This is a genomic window from Micromonospora sp. B9E7, assembly GCF_039871815.1.
GTDB lineage: Bacteria > Actinomycetota > Actinomycetes > Mycobacteriales > Micromonosporaceae > Micromonospora.
Genome location: NZ_JBDPLX010000011.1, coordinates 188,535 through 206,110, shown reverse-complemented (window position 1 = coordinate 206,110; position 17,576 = coordinate 188,535). Strand labels below are relative to the sequence as shown.

16 protein-coding genes are annotated in these 17,576 nt (G+C 72.2%); 10 read left to right on the top strand and 6 right to left on the bottom strand.

Annotated elements, in window-relative coordinates:
- Window positions 1-99: 99 nt before the first annotated feature.
- Window positions 100-2,256, bottom strand: coding sequence for an elongation factor G-like protein EF-G2 (locus tag ABGB10_RS19970; RefSeq protein ID WP_347662356.1), 2,157 nt, complete (start codon window positions 2,254-2,256; stop codon window positions 100-102).
- A gap of 250 nt (window positions 2,257-2,506) precedes the next feature.
- On the opposite strand from ABGB10_RS19970, the gene pgsA reads away from it, so the two are divergent.
- The 6 genes from pgsA (at window position 2,507) to pdxT (ending at window position 7,671) form a co-directional block, all read left to right on the top strand.
- Window positions 2,507-3,136, top strand: coding sequence for a phosphatidylinositol phosphate synthase (gene pgsA, locus ABGB10_RS19965; protein WP_141908779.1), 630 nt, complete (start codon window positions 2,507-2,509; stop codon window positions 3,134-3,136).
- Window positions 3,137-3,182: 46 nt separating this feature from the next.
- Window positions 3,183-4,115 (top strand): phosphatidylinositol mannoside acyltransferase, encoded by a 933-nt coding sequence (locus ABGB10_RS19960; RefSeq protein ID WP_347662355.1) that lies wholly within the window; start codon window positions 3,183-3,185, stop codon window positions 4,113-4,115.
- Between the two features lie 114 nt (window positions 4,116-4,229).
- The gene (locus ABGB10_RS19955) at window positions 4,230-5,390 is read left to right on the top strand and encodes a glycosyltransferase family 4 protein (RefSeq protein WP_347662354.1); all 1,161 of its coding nucleotides are present in this window, start codon (window positions 4,230-4,232) and stop codon (window positions 5,388-5,390) included.
- A gap of 81 nt (window positions 5,391-5,471) precedes the next feature.
- Window positions 5,472-5,975 carry a hypothetical protein gene (locus tag ABGB10_RS19950; protein WP_347662353.1) on the top strand — a complete coding sequence of 168 codons (504 nt, stop codon included), beginning with the start codon at window positions 5,472-5,474 and terminating at the stop codon, window positions 5,973-5,975.
- A gap of 135 nt (window positions 5,976-6,110) precedes the next feature.
- Window positions 6,111-7,028, top strand: a complete 918-nt coding sequence (pdxS, locus tag ABGB10_RS19945) for a pyridoxal 5'-phosphate synthase lyase subunit PdxS (RefSeq protein ID WP_347662352.1) — start codon at window positions 6,111-6,113, stop codon at window positions 7,026-7,028.
- Window positions 7,029-7,065: 37 nt separating this feature from the next.
- Window positions 7,066-7,671 (top strand): pyridoxal 5'-phosphate synthase glutaminase subunit PdxT, encoded by a 606-nt coding sequence (pdxT, locus tag ABGB10_RS19940; protein WP_347662351.1) that lies wholly within the window; start codon window positions 7,066-7,068, stop codon window positions 7,669-7,671.
- A 16-nt stretch (window positions 7,672-7,687) separates the two neighbouring features.
- Here pdxT and ABGB10_RS19935 read toward each other — a convergent pair whose 3' ends face one another.
- Complete coding sequence (locus ABGB10_RS19935) at window positions 7,688-8,539, bottom strand: helix-turn-helix transcriptional regulator (RefSeq protein WP_347662366.1); 852 nt, start codon at window positions 8,537-8,539, stop codon at window positions 7,688-7,690.
- 103 nt (window positions 8,540-8,642) lie between these two features.
- Here ABGB10_RS19935 and ABGB10_RS19930 point away from each other — a divergent pair, with 103 nt between their 5' ends.
- The 3 genes from ABGB10_RS19930 (at window position 8,643) to ABGB10_RS19920 (ending at window position 11,061) form a co-directional block, all read left to right on the top strand.
- A complete protein-coding gene (locus tag ABGB10_RS19930) occupies window positions 8,643-9,281 on the top strand; it encodes an NAD(P)H-dependent oxidoreductase (protein ID WP_347662350.1) in 639 nt (212 codons plus the stop codon).
- A 227-nt stretch (window positions 9,282-9,508) separates the two neighbouring features.
- Window positions 9,509-10,261: a YebC/PmpR family DNA-binding transcriptional regulator gene (locus tag ABGB10_RS19925; protein ID WP_347662349.1), complete on the top strand. Its 753-nt coding sequence runs from the start codon at window positions 9,509-9,511 to the stop codon at window positions 10,259-10,261.
- A 179-nt stretch (window positions 10,262-10,440) separates the two neighbouring features.
- Complete coding sequence (locus tag ABGB10_RS19920; protein ID WP_347662348.1) at window positions 10,441-11,061, top strand: DUF402 domain-containing protein; 621 nt, start codon at window positions 10,441-10,443, stop codon at window positions 11,059-11,061.
- Between the two features lie 22 nt (window positions 11,062-11,083).
- On the opposite strand, the gene ABGB10_RS19915 is transcribed toward ABGB10_RS19920, so the two are convergent.
- On the bottom strand, window positions 11,084-12,181 hold the full coding sequence (locus ABGB10_RS19915; protein WP_347662347.1) for a helix-turn-helix domain-containing protein: 1,098 nt from the start codon (window positions 12,179-12,181) through the stop codon (window positions 11,084-11,086).
- A gap of 251 nt (window positions 12,182-12,432) precedes the next feature.
- Here ABGB10_RS19915 and ABGB10_RS19910 point away from each other — a divergent pair, with 251 nt between their 5' ends.
- Window positions 12,433-13,518 carry a peptidoglycan-binding protein gene (locus ABGB10_RS19910; RefSeq protein ID WP_347662346.1) on the top strand — a complete coding sequence of 362 codons (1,086 nt, stop codon included), beginning with the start codon at window positions 12,433-12,435 and terminating at the stop codon, window positions 13,516-13,518.
- Window positions 13,519-13,593: 75 nt separating this feature from the next.
- Here ABGB10_RS19910 and ABGB10_RS19905 read toward each other — a convergent pair whose 3' ends face one another.
- The 3 genes from ABGB10_RS19905 to ABGB10_RS19895 all read right to left on the bottom strand — a co-directional run bounded on the left by ABGB10_RS19905 (window position 13,594) and on the right by ABGB10_RS19895 (window position 17,499).
- Window positions 13,594-15,372 (bottom strand): carbohydrate binding domain-containing protein, encoded by a 1,779-nt coding sequence (locus ABGB10_RS19905; RefSeq protein ID WP_347662345.1) that lies wholly within the window; start codon window positions 15,370-15,372, stop codon window positions 13,594-13,596.
- Between the two features lie 175 nt (window positions 15,373-15,547).
- On the bottom strand, window positions 15,548-16,609 hold the full coding sequence (locus ABGB10_RS19900) for an ABC transporter permease (RefSeq protein ID WP_347662344.1): 1,062 nt from the start codon (window positions 16,607-16,609) through the stop codon (window positions 15,548-15,550).
- Window positions 16,606-17,499 carry an ATP-binding cassette domain-containing protein gene (locus tag ABGB10_RS19895; protein WP_347662343.1) on the bottom strand — a complete coding sequence of 298 codons (894 nt, stop codon included), beginning with the start codon at window positions 17,497-17,499 and terminating at the stop codon, window positions 16,606-16,608. Before ABGB10_RS19895 ends, ABGB10_RS19900 begins: the two co-directional genes overlap by 4 nt.
- Window positions 17,500-17,576 lie beyond the last annotated feature (77 nt).

Sequence of the window (17,576 nt, the reverse complement as noted above, 5' to 3'; positions counted from 1 at the left end):
CCTGACCCCACCCACCCCCCCGTCCCCCCCTGACCCACGATTCTGACCCTGCCGGCGGGCGGGCGGCAGGCCGAGCCCGGCCGGGCGGGGCGGGTGGGGTCAGGTGGTGTGTTCCTTGCGGATCTGGTCGGCCAGGTGGGCGGGCATCGGGTCGTGGCGGACGAAATGACGGCGGAAGGTGCCGGTGCCGGCCGTCATCGAACGCAGTTCGACGGCGTACCGCACCAACTCGGTGGCCGGCACCTCGGCGCGGACGAGGGTACGGCCCTCGGTGTCCGGGTCGGGCTCGGTGCCGAGCACCCGGCCTCGTCGGCCGGACAGATCGCCCATCACGGTGCCCACCGAACCGTCGGGCACCCGGATGGTGACCTCGTCGATCGGCTCCAGCAGCGCCGGCTGGCCACGGTCGGCGGCGTCGCGCAGGGCCAGCGCACCGGCGGTCTGGAAGGCCGCGTCGGACGAGTCGACACTGTGCGCCTTGCCGTCGACCAGGGTCACCCGCAGGTCCACCACCGGGTGGCCGGCGACCAGGCCGCGTTCGAGCTGGGCGCGGACACCCTTCTCCACGGACGGGATGTAGTTGTGCGGCACCGCGCCGCCGACGACCCGGTCGACGAACTCGAAGCCGCTGCCCGGGGGCAGGGGCTCGACCTCGATGTCGCAGACCGCGTACTGGCCGTGGCCGCCGGACTGCTTGACGTGCCGGCCATGCCCCTTCGCGGGCACCGTCAGCGTCTCGCGCAGCGACACCTTGACCGGCTCGGTGTCCAGTTCGACGCCGCCGGCACGCAGCCGGTCGAGCACCACGTCCGCGTGTGCCTCGCCCATGCACCAGAGGACCAGCTGGTGGGTCTCCGGGTTGCGGTCCAGGCGCAGGGTGGGGTCGCCCGCGACCAGGCGGGCGAGGTTACGGGCCAGGGCGTCCTCGTCGGCGCGGCTGTGCGCGACGATCGCCACCGGCAGCAGCGGTTCCGGCATCTCCCAGGGGGCGATCAGCAGCGGGTCGGTCTTGGCCGAGATGGTGTCGCCGGTCTCGGCGCTGCCGGACTTGGTGATCGCGCAGATGTCGCCGGCCACGCAGAGCGGCACCTCGCGAAGGGTGGCGCCCAGCGGGGTGTAGATGTGCCCGACCCGCTCGTCCGCGTCGTGGTCGGGGTGCCCGCGTTCGGCCATGCCGTGACCGGAGACGTGCACGATCTGGTCGGGGCGCAGCGTGCCGGAGAAGACCCGGACCAGCGAGACCCGGCCGACGTGGCGGTCGACGGTGGTCTTGACGACCTCCGCGACGAGCGGCCCGGCCGGGTCGCAGGTCAACGGCGGACGCGGCGAGCCGTCCACGCCGGTCACCGCCGGCAACTCGTGCTCCAGCGGCGACGGGAACGCGGCGGTCAGCACCTCCAGCAGCACGTCCAACCCGACGCCGGTCTCGGCGCAGACCGGCACCACCGGGTAGAAGTGACCCCGGGCGACGGCCTTCTCCAGGTCGTCGATGAGCACCTCGTCGCTGATCTCCTCGCCGTCGAGGTAGCGGTCCATGAGGGTCTCGTCCTCGCTCTCGGCGATGATCCCCTCGATCAGCTCGTCGCGGGACTCGTCGATGGCCCGCTGGTGCTCCGGGTCGGGATCGCGGACGTCGGCGGGAAGCCCGGCGCTGTAGTCGAAGACCCGACGGGTGATCAGGCCGAGCAGACCCTCGGTGGACACGCCGTCGTCGCCGAGCATCGGCAGGTAGAGCGGCATCACGTTGTCGCCGAAGAGGCGCTGGCAGAGCGCCACCGTCTCGTCTACGTCGGCGCGGGGCTGGTCCAGTCGGGCCACCGCGACCGCGCGGGGCATGTCGACCGCCGCGCACTCCTCCCACAGGGCGACGGTGGCGGCGTCCATGCCGCCCGCCGCCGAGACGACGAAGAGCGCGGCGTCGGCGGCCCGCAGCCCGGCCCGCAGCTCGCCGACGAAGTCGGCGTACCCGGGGGTGTCCAGCAGGTTGACCTTGATGCCGTTGTGCAGCAGCGGTGCGCAGGACAGGCTGACCGAGCGCTGCTGGCGCACGGCCGCCGGGTCGTGGTCGCCAACCGTGGTGCCGTCGACCACGGAGCCGGCCCGGCCGATCGTGCCCGTCGCGGCGAGCAGGGCCTCGACCAGTGTCGTCTTGCCCGCTCCGGAGTGCCCGACGAGCACGATGTTGCGTACCCGCTCGGGGTTGGTCACCACCGGCGTGCCGCCGGTGGAACCCTTCTCCTGATTTTTCTGCGCCATCGGGCGCACCTCCCTCAGCCGGTGGTGGGTGGCGACCGCCGCGCGACGGGTAGCGGCCCGGGGCGAGTGCGCGGCGATATCCTCCGGTGGTCTGCTGCACAGCGGGAACGGGACGTGTGGACGGGTGAGCTGGCTCACCTCCTGGCTCGATCTCACACCCGTTGCCGGGTAGGCACAAGCCTCTCGCAGGCGGGTCGACGGGACCGGCCGTATCGGCGGAGCTGGGCGGACCGTTATCGTGGGGACCGCCATGGCGAAGATCTTCCAAGTGTCGGCCCGCGCGGGGATGACCCGCGTCGTCGAGCCGATTGCCCGTGCCCTCCTGCGTGCGGGCGTCACCCCCAATGCCGTAACCGTCGCGGGCACCGTTGGTGTGCTCGTCGGTGCTCTCGGCTTCGGTGCTCGCGGCCATCTGGTCGCGGGCGCGTTGATCGTCACCCTGTTCGCGCTGACCGACCTGCTCGACGGGACGATGGCCCGGATGAGCGGTGGCTCCACCAGGTTCGGCGCGTTCCTCGATTCGAGCATGGACCGGGTCGCCGACAGCGCCGTCTTCGGCGCGGTCGCATACTGGCTGGCCACCCAGGGCAACTACTCCGGGGTGGCCGCCGCGCTGGTCTGTCTGGCCGCCGGCAGCCTGGTCTCCTACGTGAAGGCCCGCGCCGAGGGGCTCGGCATGACCTGCAACGTGGGCATCGCCGAGCGCACCGAGCGGCTGCTGATCGTCGGGGTCGGTGGAATCCTCACCGGCCTGAACGTGAAGCCGGCGCTGGAGATCGCGCTCTGGCTGCTCGCCGCGGTGTCGATCTTCACGGTGGGGCAGCGGATGGCGCACGTCTACCGCCAGGCCCAGCAGCTCCAGCCGGACGGCCAGGCGTGAGCGGCGTGGTGGCGACCCGGCGCCGGACGACCGGCGGCCGGGCCGCGTGAACCTCACCGAGCTCGGCTACATCGCCGGCTGGCGGGTGGTCCGCGCGTTACCCCGGCCGCTGGTGGCGGCGGCGTTCCAGGCGGGCGCGGACCGCGCCCACCGTCGCGGCGGCGGGGGTACGGCTCGACTGCGCGCGAACCTGCGCCGGGTGGTCGGCCCGGAGCTGCCCGAGGCCGAGCTGGACGAGCTCGTCAAGCGCGGGCTCCGCTCCTACGCCCGGTACTGGATGGAGGCGTTCCGGCTGCCGTCGTCGAGCCGGACGCAGATCCTGTCCGGCTTCCGGCTCGACGGTGCCGAGCTGCTCGCCGCCGACGTGGCCGCCGGCCGGGGCGCCGTGGTGGCGTTGCCGCACGCCGGCAACTGGGACGCCGCGGGTTCCTGGGTGGCGGCCACCGGTTGGCCGATCACCACCGTCATGGAGCGGCTCAAGCCGGAGGGCGTGTACAAGCGTTTCCTGGCCTTCCGGGCGGGCCTGGGGATGGAGATCCTGCCGACCCACGGCGGGCCGCGTCCGGCGTTCGACGTGCTGCTGGACCGGTTACGCGCCGGTGCGGTGGTGCCGCTGCTGGCCGACCGGGACCTCTCCGCCCGTGGTGTGAAGGTGGACTTCTTCGGCGGGAAGACCCGGATGCCCGCCGGGCCGGCGCTGCTCGCGTTGCACACCGGAGCGCCGCTCTACGTGGCCTCGATGTGGTACGAACCGGACGCGGCCTGCGCGTCGCTCGCCGGGCCGCTGCCGGTGCCGGGGCCCGAGGTGGGGCCCCTGGACCAGCGGGTCCGGTCGCTGACCCAGCTGATCGCCGACCGTCTGGCGGCGGGTATCGCCCGGCATCCGGAAGACTGGCACATGTTGCAGCGGATGTGGCTGGACCAGCGGGGGGCGGGGGACGGCACGGTGCCGCCCTCGTCGGCCTCCGGTCAGGCCTGAGGAGTGGTGGGCACGGTGAGCGTGCGGAACGCAGCGCAGCGGAGCCCCGCGGTCGTGAGCGAGGTGGGCACGGTGGGATGGTGTCCCACGATCACGGACAGGGGGCGCTGACGCATGCGGATCGGCATCGTGTGCCCGTACTCCTTCGACGTTCCCGGTGGTGTGCAGAACCACGTGATGGACCTCGCCGAGGCGTTGATCGCGCTCGGCCACGAGGTCAGCGTGCTCGCCCCGGCCGACGAGGATTCGCCGTTGCCGGCGTACGTGGTGTCCGCCGGCCGTGCCGTGCCGCTGCCGTACAACGGCTCGGTGGCCCGGATCGCGTTCGGCCCGGTCTCGACCGCCCGGGTCCGGCGGTGGATCACCAACGGTGACTTCGACGTGTTGCACGTGCACGAGCCGCTCACGCTGAGCCTGTCGCTGCTGGCCGTGCTCTCCGCCCGTGGTCCGGTGGTGGCCACGTTCCACACCGCGATGACCCGTTCCCGGGTGTTGGCGGCGGCGCAGGGTGTGCTCCAGATCGTGTTGGAACGGATCACCGCCCGGATCGCGGTCAGCGCGCTGGCCCGCAAGGTGCAGGTGGAGCACATGGACGGCGGCGCGGTGGAGATCCCCAACGGGGTGGCGGTGGCCAAGTTCGCCGACGCCGAGCCGTTGCCGGGCTGGCCGGGGGAGTGCGCCCCGGGCACCGGCGGCACGCTGGGCTTCCTGGGCCGGTTCACCGAGGCTCGCAAGGGCTTCCCGGTGCTGCGCGACGCGTTCGTGGCGCTGGCCGCCACCAGGCCGGGGCTACGGCTGCTCGTCGCCGGCCCGGGTGATCCCGACGACCTGTACGACCAGTTCCCGGCCGACCTGCACGAGCGCGTCACGTTCCTCGGCCTGGTCACCGAACCGGACAAGGCGCGCATGCTGCGTAGTGTGCACCTCTACGTCGCACCGAACACCGGGGGCGAGTCGTTCGGCATGATCCTCACCGAGGCCCTGGCCGCGGGTACGACAGTTGTCGCCAGTGACCTGGACGCGTTTCGGCGGGTGCTCGACGGTGGGCGCGCCGGTCGGCTCTTTCCCACCGGCGACCCGGTGGGGCTGCGCGACGCGGTGACCGAACTGTTGGACGATCCCGGCGCGCGGGCCACGCTGACCGCCTGCGGGGATCAGGTCGTGGCGAATTTCGACTGGCCGATGGTTGCTCGCCGTGTTCTGGAGGTATACGCAGCGGCGATCGAGGCAACTGACGGACGGGTCATCGACCAGGAATGGGTGGGGCTGGGCTGACCGGTGTGACGGACGGTGTGGTGGTGACGGGTCTCCCGGCGTGACCGCACCCACTCGGAGCTGAAACGGAGCAGCACTACGATGCCGCACATGTGGTGGGTGGTGGCCGCGAGCGTGGTCGTGGGGCTGGTCGCGGCGTACCTCATCTGGACGGCCGGTCGGGTCGAGAGGTTGCAGGGCCGCGCGGAACTGGCGGCGCGGGCCCTCGACGCCCACCTGCTGCGCCGGGCCGCCGCCGCCGCGGTGCTGGCCGAGCGGCGCTTCGGTGTCGAGCTGTACGCGGCGGCCCGGATCGCCCTGGACGCCGGCCCGGACGAGCGTGAGGCGGCGGAGAACGACCTGACCCGGCAGTTGCGGACCGTCCAGTTGGATCCGGACGATCCGGACTGCGGGGCGGTCATCGCGGCCAGTCGCCGGCTGGCGCTGTCCCGCCAGGTGCACACGGACCTGGTCCGGGACGCCCGCTCGGCGCGCAGCCGGCCGCTGGTGCGGTTGTTGCGGATGGGACGGGGCCGGGAGTGGCCGCGCTACTTCGACATCGACGACCCGACCCTGACGGTGCCCGCGGACGTCCCCGCCACCTGACCGGGTCGCGCGCGAGCCGGTGATCAGTGCCACAGGGCAGGCCACCGGGGGTCTGATTGGCTGTCGGCGCGGCGTTGACCCGCGCGTAGCATTTTTGGTGTCACCCCCCAGAGTCCGTCCAAGGAGCGATGACCCGTGCCCGAAAACACCGCCTCGAACACCGGTACCGCCCCCGTCGTCGGCTCGGCCCGCGTGAAGCGCGGCATGGCCGAGATGCTGAAGGGCGGCGTGATCATGGACGTGGTCAACGCCGAGCAGGCCAAGATCGCCGAAGACGCCGGCGCCGTCGCGGTGATGGCCCTGGAGCGGGTGCCCGCCGACATCCGCGCGCAGGGCGGGGTGTCCCGGATGAGCGACCCCGACATGATCGACGGGATCATCGAGGCGGTCTCCATCCCGGTGATGGCCAAGGCTCGCATCGGTCACTTCGTCGAGGCGCGGATCCTCCAGTCGCTCGGCGTCGACTACGTCGACGAGTCCGAGGTGCTGACCCCGGCCGACTACGCGAACCACATCGACAAGTGGGCGTTCACCGTGCCCTTCGTCTGCGGCGCGACCAACCTGGGCGAGGCGCTGCGCCGGATCACCGAGGGCGCGGCCATGATCCGCTCCAAGGGTGAGGCCGGCACCGGTGACGTCTCCAACGCCACCACCCACATGCGGAAGATCCGTCAGGAGATCGCCCGGCTGTCCTCGCTGCCGGCCGACGAGCTGTACGTCGCGGCCAAGGAGTTGCAGGCCCCGTACGAGTTGGTCAAGGAGGTCGCCGAGAGCGGCAAGCTGCCGGTGGTGCTGTTCACCGCCGGCGGGATCGCCACTCCGGCCGACGCGGCGATGATGATGCAGCTCGGCGCGGAGGGCGTCTTCGTCGGCTCCGGCATCTTCAAGGCCGGCAACCCGGCCCAGCGGGCCGCCGCGATCGTCAAGGCCACCACCTTCCACGACGACCCGGACGTGCTGGCCAAGGTCTCCCGCGGTCTCGGCGAGGCGATGGTCGGCATCAACGTCGACGAGATCCCGCAGCCGCACCGCCTGGCCGAGCGCGGTTGGTGAGCGCGCGCAGAGTGAGCCGGGAAGGAACGGTGCGAACGTGACGGCACCCGTGATCGGTGTTCTCGCGCTCCAGGGGGACGTCCGCGAGCACGTGGCGGCGCTGGCCGCGGCGGGTGCGGACGCCCGCCCGGTGCGTCGTCCGGCGGAGCTGGACGCGGTCGACGGCCTGGTCGTCCCCGGGGGCGAGTCCACCACCATCAGCAAGCTCACCGACATCTTCGAGATGCGCGAACCGATCGACAAGCGGATCGCCGACGGCATGCCGGTCTACGGGTCCTGCGCCGGCATGATCATGCTTGCCACGGCGGTGCTGGACGGCCGACCCGACCAGCGGGGCTTCGCCGGCATCGACATGACCGTGCGGCGCAACGCGTTCGGTCGGCAGGTCGACTCGTTCGAGGCCCCGGTGGAGATCACCGGGGTGCCGGGGGCGCCGTTCCACGCGGTGTTCATCCGCGCGCCCTGGGTCGAACGGGTCGGTGCCGGTGTCCAGGTCATCGGCACGGTGACCGGTGGCCCGGCCGCCGACCGGATCGTGGCGGTCCGGCAGGGCAACCTGCTGGCCACCTCGTTCCACCCGGAGTTGACCGGTGACCTGCGCGTGCACGCGTACTTCGTGGACCTGGTGCGGGCCGCCTCCTGACGGCGTGACCCGTCGCTCAGCCGGCGACCGCGCGCAGTTGTCCCGGGCGGCGGCCGGCCAGCTGGTCGAGCGCGTTCGCCGTGGCGGCGTCGGCAGGCAACTGCACCACCAGGCGCTGCGGGTCGGCCACGGTCAGCTCCAGAGTCTCCACGTTGAGGCGCAACAGCCCCACCGCCGGATGGCGGACCGTCAGCAGGCCGGTACGCGCCGCGGTGACCGGTCGCCGCCGCCAACGGTCGACGAACGGCGCGCCCACCGTACGGGCCAGTCGCTCGGCGAAGGCGTCGCTGGCCGGATCACCCCGGCGCAGCAGGTGCAGCTCCGCGACCTGCTGGTCGGCCAGCGCCGACCACTGCGGATAGTGCGCACGGGCCCGCTCGTCGGTCAGCACGAACCAGACCAGGTTCGGCCGCGACCCGTCCAGCAGGCCGAGCGGGCGGGCGAGCGCCTCGAACGGCTCGTTCCAGGCCAGCACGTCGCCGAGCCGGTTGAGCACGTACGCCGGGGTGTCGCGCAGCGCGTCGAGCATCGCGCGGACCGTGGGCCGGACGGTGCGGGATACCGTCGGCCGGTCGCCCGAGCAGAGCTGTCGGGCGTGCTGAGCCGAGGCGAGTTGCCGCAGGTGTTCCCGGTCGGCGCTGTCCAGGCGCAGCGCGTCGGCAAGCGCGGCGAGGATCTCCGGCGATGGCCGGGTGTCGCGGCCCTGCTCCAGTCGGGTCAGGTATTCCACGCTGACCTGCGCCAACGTCGCCAGCTCGGCCCGCCGCAGCCCGGGGGTGCGCCGGCGGGGGCCGTCGGGGAGGCCGACCTCGGCCGGCCGCCGGGCCTCGCGGCGACTGCGCAGGAAGGCACCCAGCTCTCCGTCCATCACCGAGCCAGTCTGGCAGTCGGCGTCGGCCGGTGGGTGGCCCTGGCAGGGCCATCCTCGCGGCGGTCTCCCCCCACCGCCGCGCGGCTCCCAGGATCGGGGCATGAGAAACGCACAGAGCACAGGACCGCTGCGGATCGGTGTGATCGTGGGCAGCACCCGCCCGGGCCGGCGCGGCGCGGCGGTCGCCCACTGGGTCATGGAGGTGGCCGGGCGGCACGAGGCGGTACGCGCCGGGGACGCCGTCTTCACGCTGGTGGACCTCGCCGAGCAGGCGTTACCACTGCTGGACGAGCCGGTGCCGGCGCTGTTCGGCGACTACCGGCAGCCGCACACCCGGCGTTGGGCGGATGTGGTGGACGACTGCGACGCCTTCGTCTTCGTCACCCCGGACTACAACCGGTCGATACCGGCAGCGCTGAAGAACGGCATCGACTTCCTGTACGCGGAGTGGACCGACAAGGTGGCCGGGGTACTGAGCTACGGCGTGCAGGGTGGCACCCGGGCCGCCGATCACCTGCGGACGATTCTGACCGAGGTGCGGACGGTGGTGGTGCCGACCGGAGTGGCGCTGTCGATCTTCACCGATTTCGACTTCACCGGGGCCGACCCTGGTGACCGGACCGCCGGCCGCTTCGCCCCGGTCGACGGCCGGGAGGCGGAGCTGTCCACGATGCTCGCCGAGGTCGTGGCCTGGTCGCGGGTGCTGCGTCCGGCGGATCGTGCGCTCACGGGGTCGTAATCGCGGATTTCGTCCCGTCTGCCCCGGTCTGGGGGGACGGGGCGGAGCCGCCGCGCGCGGTGCATGACAGCGACCCGGTGGACGTCGGTAGGATTGCGGAGATTCGGCAGGGCCATCTGCCCGCCACGGCTTCCGCCAGAGCTGACCGGCACCTCCGCGTGCGCCGGCGGGAGTGGGGCGTGAGCGGTGCGGTCGATGCAGACGGCGGGTAGCAACGGAGGTAGAAGATGTCCGGCCACTCAAAGTGGGCGACGACCAAGCACAAGAAGGCCGTCATCGACGCCAAGCGCGGCAAGATGTTCGCCAAGCTGATCAAGAACGTCGAGGTGGCCGCGCGGACCGGCGGCGGCGACCCCTCCGGTAACCCGACTCTCTTCGACGCGATCCAGAAGGCGAAGAAGAGCTCGGTGCCGAACGACAACATCGATCGCGCCGTCAAGCGCGGCTCCGGCCTGGAGGCCGGCGGCGCCGACTGGCAGACGATCATGTATGAGGGGTACGGCCCGAACGGCGTGGCGATGCTGATCGAGTGCCTCACCGACAACCGCAACCGGGCGGCGACCGAGGTGCGTACCGCGCTGACCCGCAACGGCGGTTCGCTGGCCGACGCCGGCTCGGTGTCGTACATGTTCTCCCGCAAGGGCGTCGTGATCGTCCCCAAGGAGGGCACCAGCGAGGACGACGTGATGATGGCCGTCCTCGACGCCGGCGCGGAGGAGGTCAACGACCTCGGTGAGGCGTACGAGGTGGTGTCCGAGCCGACCGACCTGATCGCGGTCCGCACCGCCCTGCAGGACGCCGGCATCGAGTACGAGTCGGCCGAGTCCTCCCTCATCCCCAGCATGAACGTCCCGCTGGACGAGGAGGGCGCGCGCAAGATCTTCAAGCTGATCGACGTGCTGGAAGACTGCGACGACGTGCAGAACGTCTACGCGAACTTCGACGTCTCCGACGACGTGATGGCGGCCGTCGACGCCTGAGGGCGGTGGCCCCTCCGGCCCGACCGGGACGTGCGGTTGGTGCCGTACCCCCGCCTGGTGATCGACTCGGTGTCACCGATGTCGGGGCGTCCCGTGCCAGGGGATGTCCCGACATCGGCAGGACCGGGTCGATCATGCCGTCGGCAGGTCCCGGTGGCGGCGAGCGCGAAGGTGGGGGAATGGTGGCGGACCGGTTCGAGCCCGGCGACACGGTGGTGCGGCGTGAGGTGCTGCGCGGCGAGGTGTGGTTCGCCTGCCCGACGATCTGCGTCGAGGACTCGCCCGACCTGCTCGCGCTCTACCTCCCGCCGGGGGCCGAGTTCGGCTTCCCGGAGGCCGGCGTCTTCCCGTGCGGGAGGCACCCGTGGGAGACCGCCGGGCACCGCTCCTGGTCGGGGCACGGCAAGCTGATGCTGCAACGCCCTGGTGAGGCGCACTCGATCGACGTGTTCTGGACGGGCCCGGGTCGCGACTTCGCCGGCTGGTACTTCAACCTCCAGGACCCGGTGCGGCGTACGCCGATCGGGGTGGACACCCTCGACCACGAGTTGGACCTGTGGTGGGGTGCGGACGCCGACCGGTACGTCTGGAAGGACGTGGAGTTGTTCGCCCAGCGCCTCGTCGAGGGGCGCTACCCCGGCATGGGTGACGCGATCCAGGCCGAGGGGGATCGGATCGCCGCGCTGCTCGACGCCGGTGAGCGTTGGTGGAATCCGGCGTGGGCGCAGTGGCAGCCCGACCCGGCCTGGTCCGCGCCTCCGTTGCCGGCCGGCTGGGACCGGGTGCCGCCCGCCCGCTGAGCGGCCGGCCGCCCACCCGGGGTCAGCCGCCCGGCAGCGGGTCGACCAGGAACACCTGGTCCGCGCCGTTGGTGCACGGCTCGACCAGTGCCTCGGCCGACACCTCGGTGTCGTCGTCGCGCAGGCCGACGCACAGGTCGCTGCGGGCCGGTCGGATGCGGTACGAGGTCGGTGTGGATCCGGTCGGCTCGAAGCGGAACAGTTGCGACCAGTTGGTCGCACTGCACTGCCCCCAGGGTTCGAGCAGGTTGCGACCCGGATCCTCGCCGCGAACGGTGAGGCAGCCCGGCCCGTGCGCCGGGTGGTTCCACTTGATGAAGTACACCCCGTCAGACACCGGCTCCAGGTAGGTGTCCGGTGGGGTGGCCTCCGCGCAGGGGCGCTGGACCGCCACCTCGGGCTTGTACTGGCCGGTGCGATCCCGCCCCTCGGTGACACAGAGCTGCGGAGTGCGGGCGGGCCGGATCTGGCTCAGCCGTGCGTGGGGAGCGATCGTCGGGCTGGCACTGGCGTCCGGTGTGGCCGACGGACCGGCGCTCGCCGAGGTGGTCGGCTCGCCGAGCGGTGTCGTTCGCTGCTTGTCGTCGGGTCGCTGGATCCAGACACCAACGCCGAGTGCGGCCAGCAGGGTGCCGACGAGGGGCAGTGTCAGCGGCATGGGCCGCGCGAACCACCGCGACCGGGCCGCGGTCGCGCGCCCTGCCACCGCCTCCGGCACCGTGCCGTCGACGGACGGGCCGTCGGGCATCGGGTGGTCGGGCACCGGGTGGTCGGGCACCGGGCCGTCGGGCACCGGGTGGTCGGCGGTCGGGTGGTCGGGCGTGGGTGACGCCGGGGCGTAGGCACCCACCGCGAGGCGGTGCCGCGCCCGTAGCCACGCCTCGACCTGATCCCCGGCCCCGCAGGCCCGGACGAAGGCGGCCACCACCTCCGGTCGCGGCAGGGTGTTCCGGCGGACGACGTCGGCCGCGGTGCTACGGGCCAGCACGTCGCCGGCCGCCGCCGCGCGTTGCTCCAACTGGCGGTACGTGAGCCGCGACCGGTCCTTGAGTTGGCGTAGCAGGTCGACGAACTCGGCCGGATCGGCCGCCTCGTCCGGTCGTAGCTCCCCCGTGGACATCGCCCGATTCTGCAGACCGTGCGGCCTCCGGGGCAAGCCGGTGTCCAGCGACTGTCCGAGATGGTCGGACAAAACCCGGACAGGTGGCCCTGAGCTGCGCGGACACCGCATCGCGACGGCCAGGCCGTTGTTCCCGCCGACTGCCTTCTCTAGCGTCCTTCTCGATGGCCGCGCCGCTGACGGCGTACGGCCCACGGGCTCGGACCGGCAGCGGTCCGGGCCTGACGACATCAACGACCTGGGGAGATTCGATGGATGACGCTGCCCTGGATCCGGTGCGACAGGCGGCCACGGCGGGGGAGTACGTCGCGTTGCTCCGAGACGCGCGTCGACGTTCCGGACTGACCTACCGGGAAATCTCCCGCCGTGCCTCGGCGACCGGACACTGGCTTCCGGCGAGCACCCTCGCCACGATGCTGGGGCGGAGCACCCTGCCCCGGGAACGTACCGTCGTGGCGTTGCTGGCGGCTTGCGGTACGCCGGCGGGCGAGGTCGAGCGGTGGTTGACAGTGCGACGCGACATCGAGGCACACCTCAGCGAGCGGGACCACTGGGCGGGTCAGGACAGGCGGACCACCCCGGCACCGCCCGCCGACCTGGCCCCGCCCGCAGGACCGGCCCCACCGGTCGAGCTGGCCCCGCCCGCCGATCTGGCCCCGCCCGTCGGCCCGGTCCCGCCGGAACTGGTGCCACCGGACGTGCCCCGACCGGCGCGTCGACGCCTTCGGCTGGCGGTGCTCGCGCTGGTCGGCGTGCTGACGGTCGGCGCGGTCGGGGTGCTGCTACCGCGCGTCACCCCCAGCCCGGACGAGGCCCCGACCGACGGCTGCCCGACGGTCCTGCGCCAGGGCATGTACGGCCCCTGTGTGCTGGGTCTTCAGGAGCGGCTGGTGGCGGGCGGACTGTTTGTGCCGGTGGACGGCTGGTTCGGCCCGGACACCACCAGTCGGCTGATCGCCTTCCAGGCCCTCGGGGGCCTGCCGGTCAGCGGCACCGCCGACGGACAGGTGCTCGACGAGCTCGCGGATGATCCGGTGGTGGCGGCCCGATGGCCGGAGGACCGGGTCGGCAAGTACCTGCGGGGGGCGTTCCCGGAGGATCCGGCCGGAGCGGTGCAGGTGGCGCGGTGCCTGTCCGGGCTCGACCCGTACCGGGTGGAGATCGCCGCCGACGGGTCACGGCGCTGGGGGGTGTTCCAGTTCAGCGACATGGAGTTGTCCCGCCTCGGCGTCGACCGTCGGACCGCACTGGACCCGGTGTGGAACATCCGGGCCGCACGGGACGTGTGGTCGCGTACCGGCAGCTTCGAACGCTGGGACTGCGCTCCGCTGCCGTGAAAGAGGTGTGCTGCTCCCCGCCCGACCCCGTGGACCGGACGGGGAGCAGCCCCCGGCGCTATACCGACTGACGACTCACGGTCGCAGGCGGTTGGCGTAGACGTACGCGCCCACGGAACGTCCGGTGGCGAGTCCGGCCTCCGCGTCGAACCGGTAGTGCACGCCGAGGTAGATCCGGCTCAGCGCGTTCTCCCTGGCGGCGTGGTCGAAGCCGGTCATGTGCCGGACCACGCTCGGGGCGTGCGGGTCGTCGGTGGTGGCGTCGAACGCGATCGCATCGGTGCCGAAGAATCCCTTCAGCACCGCCGCCCAGGCCCCCGCGAAGGTGGCATGCCCGGAGACGTAGGCCGGGAACGCCGGCGAGAACGACACGCCGTTCGTGTCCTGTGACAGCGGCTCCCAGCCGTTGCCGATGGCGCTCTCTGGTCGCCACAGGTCGATTCCGGTCAGGTACTTGGCATCCCAGGCGGCGATGGCGGCGTCGGCGAGCGCCAGGGCGACCAGGCCGAAGAGCCGGGCGTTGGCCAGGATGCCGAGGTTCCGCTGCTTCGCCACGATCTGGGTGTGCGCGAAGAGCTGACCCGGTGGCCGGTAGGTCGTCGGCAGGTCGTTGGCCCAGAAGAAGGCGATCTGCGTCTGCTCGGGGGTGCGCAGCGACAACGACCGGCCGCCCAGGTTCCGGACCTCCTCGACCTGTTCGCGGTACTCGTCCTTTTCGAGCAGGTCCTTGTAGTCGCGGGCGTCGGCCGGTAGGCCGGGCCGGAACTGGTTTCCCGAGGTCAGCGCGAACGGAGGGACGAGACCCCACTTCGGGGTGACGGCCGGCTTCTCGTCGGTCGGCCGCCAGGAACCGTCGACGCCGTCCAACTGGTACCCCCCGGTGTCGCCGGAGCCGTCGTCGGCGCGGGCCTGGAGGTTGGCGGCGGCGGCTGCGGCGCCAACCGTCTCACCACGCGCGACCTCCGCGCTGTTCACGCCGGACGGCCGGCGCGTGGTGGCGGTCCCGTAGGCGTTGTCGAAGACCGGGCGCCGACTCGGGAAGAGGGCCGCCAACACGTCGTACGCGGCCTTGTCGATGGCCGCGTGCAGGGACGGTGCCACGACGTTGTCCAACGTGCCCGGATAACTGACCGGCACGCGTACCCGGTAGGGGTTGCCGACGCCGGTGACCGAGACGGCGGCGTCGTGCGTCGCCGCGTGCAGGATGGCCGCCTGGCGTGACAGGGTCGTCGGTGGCAGTTCCATCCCCTTGAAGGCGTCCAGCATGACGCCGTTCCAGTACAGGATCGGGTCGGTGGCCGGGTCGACGGCCAGCGGGGTGAGCGAGATGTTGTCCAACCGGACCGTCGAGGCGGCCTGGCCGCCGAAGTGGAACAGGAGCCCCGCCCTCGGGTCGGTGAACGGGGACGCGAAGTCGAAGGTGAACCGGCGCATCGTCGAGGTGAGCGCGACGTCCTGGTCGACGGCGGAGGTGAAGGGCGTGTCCGCCCGGGAGACCGAGACGCGCAGGGAGCGGCTGACGTCGGCGGTGGCGTCGAACTGCAACCGGTACCGTTGCGCCGCCGTCACGCCGAACTCGAAGTGGCCGACCATGTCCTCCCAGACGGGCTTGTCGGCCGTCGCGCTGGTGCGGACGCGGAGTTGCCCGGCGTTGACAGTCGTGCTGGTCGAGGCGAGCCGGGTCCACCAGGGCTGGGTGCTGCCGTTGTCGAACGTGCCGTTGAGGATGAGGTCGCCCGAGGCGGCGGCGGACGGCGAGGGTCGGACGAGGGCGGCGAGGGTGCTGGCGAGGACGATCGCGAGCACCGCGCTGAGGAGGCGACGGAGTTGCCGTGGGTTGATCGGTGGGGACATCGAGAGCCTTTCCGGTCCGGAAACCGGCGACGACCACGTCGTTGCCGTGAGGATCGGCTCACGGTAGGAGTGTTCGCGCTGTTCACGGCCACCGAACAGCGCTCGGATCGGTGCCGTACGGCAGCGGGCGCCGGCGTCCGACCAGGACACCGGCGCCCGCGCGCGAACCGTCGGCTCAGCCGATCGTCTCCCGCTCCCGCCACGCGGTACGCAGGGAGGTCCGGCCGTTGGTGCGCAGGAGCGACCCCTCGTACACCCGGGCACCGGCGGCCAGGAACGCACCGGCGGCGAGCACCAGGATGACCAGCGAGACGAACGGTTCCCACCCGGCCGCGTCGCCGGTGAACAGCCGCAGCGGCATGGCCGTGGGCGACGAGAACGGCAGGTAGGACAGCACCCGCATCGCGGTGTCGTTGTCGTTGAAGAAGATCACCGCGAAGAACGGCAGCATGACGGCGAGTTGCACCGGCGTCGACACGGCGGCGATGTCCTCCTGCCGGTTGGCCAGGGCACCCGCCGCCGCCCACATCGCGGCGAGCAGCACGAAACCGATCACGAAGAACGGCACGAACCAGCCGATCGCCGGGGCGAGCAGGGTGAGCAGACCTCCGCTGTCGCCCATCTGGAGCCCGATCACCGCCACCACCGCGATCAACGCGATCTGCGCGAACGCCAGGACGGCGCCGGCCACCACCTTTCCGGCCAGCAGGGCACGGACCGGCACGGCGGCGACCAGGATCTCCACGATCCGGGTCTGCTTCTCCTCGATGACGCTCTGCGCGATCTGCACACCGAACGTCTGCGAGGTGAGGAAGAAGACGAACGCGAAGACGAAGGGCACCAGGAACGCCACCACGGGGTCGACCGCGTCCGGGTCGAGCAGGCGCACCGTCGGCTGGCTGCTCAGGGCCCGCACCACGTCGTCGGGGGCGTCGTCCATGGCCAGGACGGCCGGTCCGGAGACCACGGCGGCGTCCACGTCGTCGTCGCGGACGGCCTGCTCGGCGGCCCGGTCGTCGGGGACCACCCGGACCTCCAGGCCGGCGGCGCGCAGCGGACCGGCCGCGCTCTCGGTCACCGCGACGGTGGACGGCCCGCCGGAGAGCAGCGGCGGCAGGATGGTGCCGGCCGCGGCGATCAGCAGGAAGAACAGCGTGCCGAACAGGAAGGTGCGGTCGCGGAGCTTGACCCGGATCTCGCGTTCGGCGACCAGCCGGGTGGCCTGGGTGACGTTCACTGGGTGACCTCTCGGAAGATCTCGGTGAGCGAGGGGCTGACCGGGCGGAAGGCGCGGACCGGGCCGCGGGCGAGGGCCGCCTGCAACACCTGTTGTTCGTCGGCGCCGGCGGGCAGGTCGAAGACCACTCGCGGGCCGTCCAACTCGACCAGGGTCACCCCGGGGTGGTCGCGTACCCAGCCGGCGTCGCTCGCCACCACCAACTCGTAGCGGGGAACGGTGTACGAGTCGCGCAGTTGCTGGCGGCTGCCGGCGGCCCGGATCACCCCGGCTCCGATGATCACCAGGTCGTCGCAGAGGCGCTCCACGACGTCGAGCTGGTGGCTGGAGAAGAGCACCGGCGCTCCGGCCGAGGCCCGCTCCCGCAGCACGGTGACGACGGTGTCGACGGCCAGCGGGTCGAGGCCGGAGAACGGCTCGTCGAGCACCAGCACCTCCGGGTCGTGCACCAGCGCGGCGGCGATCTGCGCGCGTTGCTGATTGCCCAGCGACAGCGTCTCCAGCAGGTCGTCGCCGCGTTCACCGAGCCCGACCCGTTCCAGCAGCGCGTCGGTGGAACGCCGCGCCGCGGTGGCGTCCATGCCGTGCAGTCGGCCGAGGTAGGTCACCTGCTCGCGGGTGCTCATCTTCGGGTAGAGGCCCCGTTCCTCCGGCATGTAACCGAAGCGCCGGCGGTCCTGCCGGGTCAGCTTCGTGCCACCCCAGCTCACCTCGCCGGCGTCGGGTGAGAGCACACCCAGGATGATCCGCATGGTGGTGGTCTTGCCGGCGCCGTTGGCGCCCACGAAGCCGGTCATCCGGCCGGCGGCCACCTCGAAGGACACGTTGTTGAGCACCTGCCGGTCGCCGAAACTGCGGTCGACGCCGTCGAGGCGGAGCGTTCTGGTCACGGACCCACGCTAGATCGAACACGCCGGTCCGCCGTCCGTCCGACGGCTGAGCGGGTGGGTCCGCCTCGCGGCGGACA

Bases quoted from the DNA above. Each gene is read 5' to 3' on its own strand.
- ABGB10_RS19950 (WP_347662353.1), top strand. From the start codon at position 5,472: ATGCCGCACATGTGGTGGGTGGTGGCCGCGAGCGTGGTCGTGGGGCTG.
- ABGB10_RS19925 (WP_347662349.1), top strand. From the start codon at position 9,509: ATGTCCGGCCACTCAAAGTGGGCGACGACCAAGCACAAGAAGGCCGTC.
- ABGB10_RS19970 (WP_347662356.1), bottom strand. From the start codon at position 2,256: ATGGCGCAGAAAAATCAGGAGAAGGGTTCCACCGGCGGCACGCCGGTG.
- ABGB10_RS19905 (WP_347662345.1), bottom strand. From the start codon at position 15,372: ATGTCCCCACCGATCAACCCACGGCAACTCCGTCGCCTCCTCAGCGCG.
- ABGB10_RS19930 (WP_347662350.1), top strand. From the start codon at position 8,643: ATGAGAAACGCACAGAGCACAGGACCGCTGCGGATCGGTGTGATCGTG.
- ABGB10_RS19910 (WP_347662346.1), top strand. From the start codon at position 12,433: ATGGATGACGCTGCCCTGGATCCGGTGCGACAGGCGGCCACGGCGGGG.
- ABGB10_RS19955 (WP_347662354.1), top strand. From the start codon at position 4,230: ATGCGGATCGGCATCGTGTGCCCGTACTCCTTCGACGTTCCCGGTGGT.
- pgsA (WP_141908779.1), top strand. From the start codon at position 2,507: ATGGCGAAGATCTTCCAAGTGTCGGCCCGCGCGGGGATGACCCGCGTC.
- ABGB10_RS19915 (WP_347662347.1), bottom strand. From the start codon at position 12,181: ATGTCCACGGGGGAGCTACGACCGGACGAGGCGGCCGATCCGGCCGAG.
- ABGB10_RS19935 (WP_347662366.1), bottom strand. From the start codon at position 8,539: ATGGACGGAGAGCTGGGTGCCTTCCTGCGCAGTCGCCGCGAGGCCCGG.
- ABGB10_RS19920 (WP_347662348.1), top strand. From the start codon at position 10,441: ATGGTGGCGGACCGGTTCGAGCCCGGCGACACGGTGGTGCGGCGTGAG.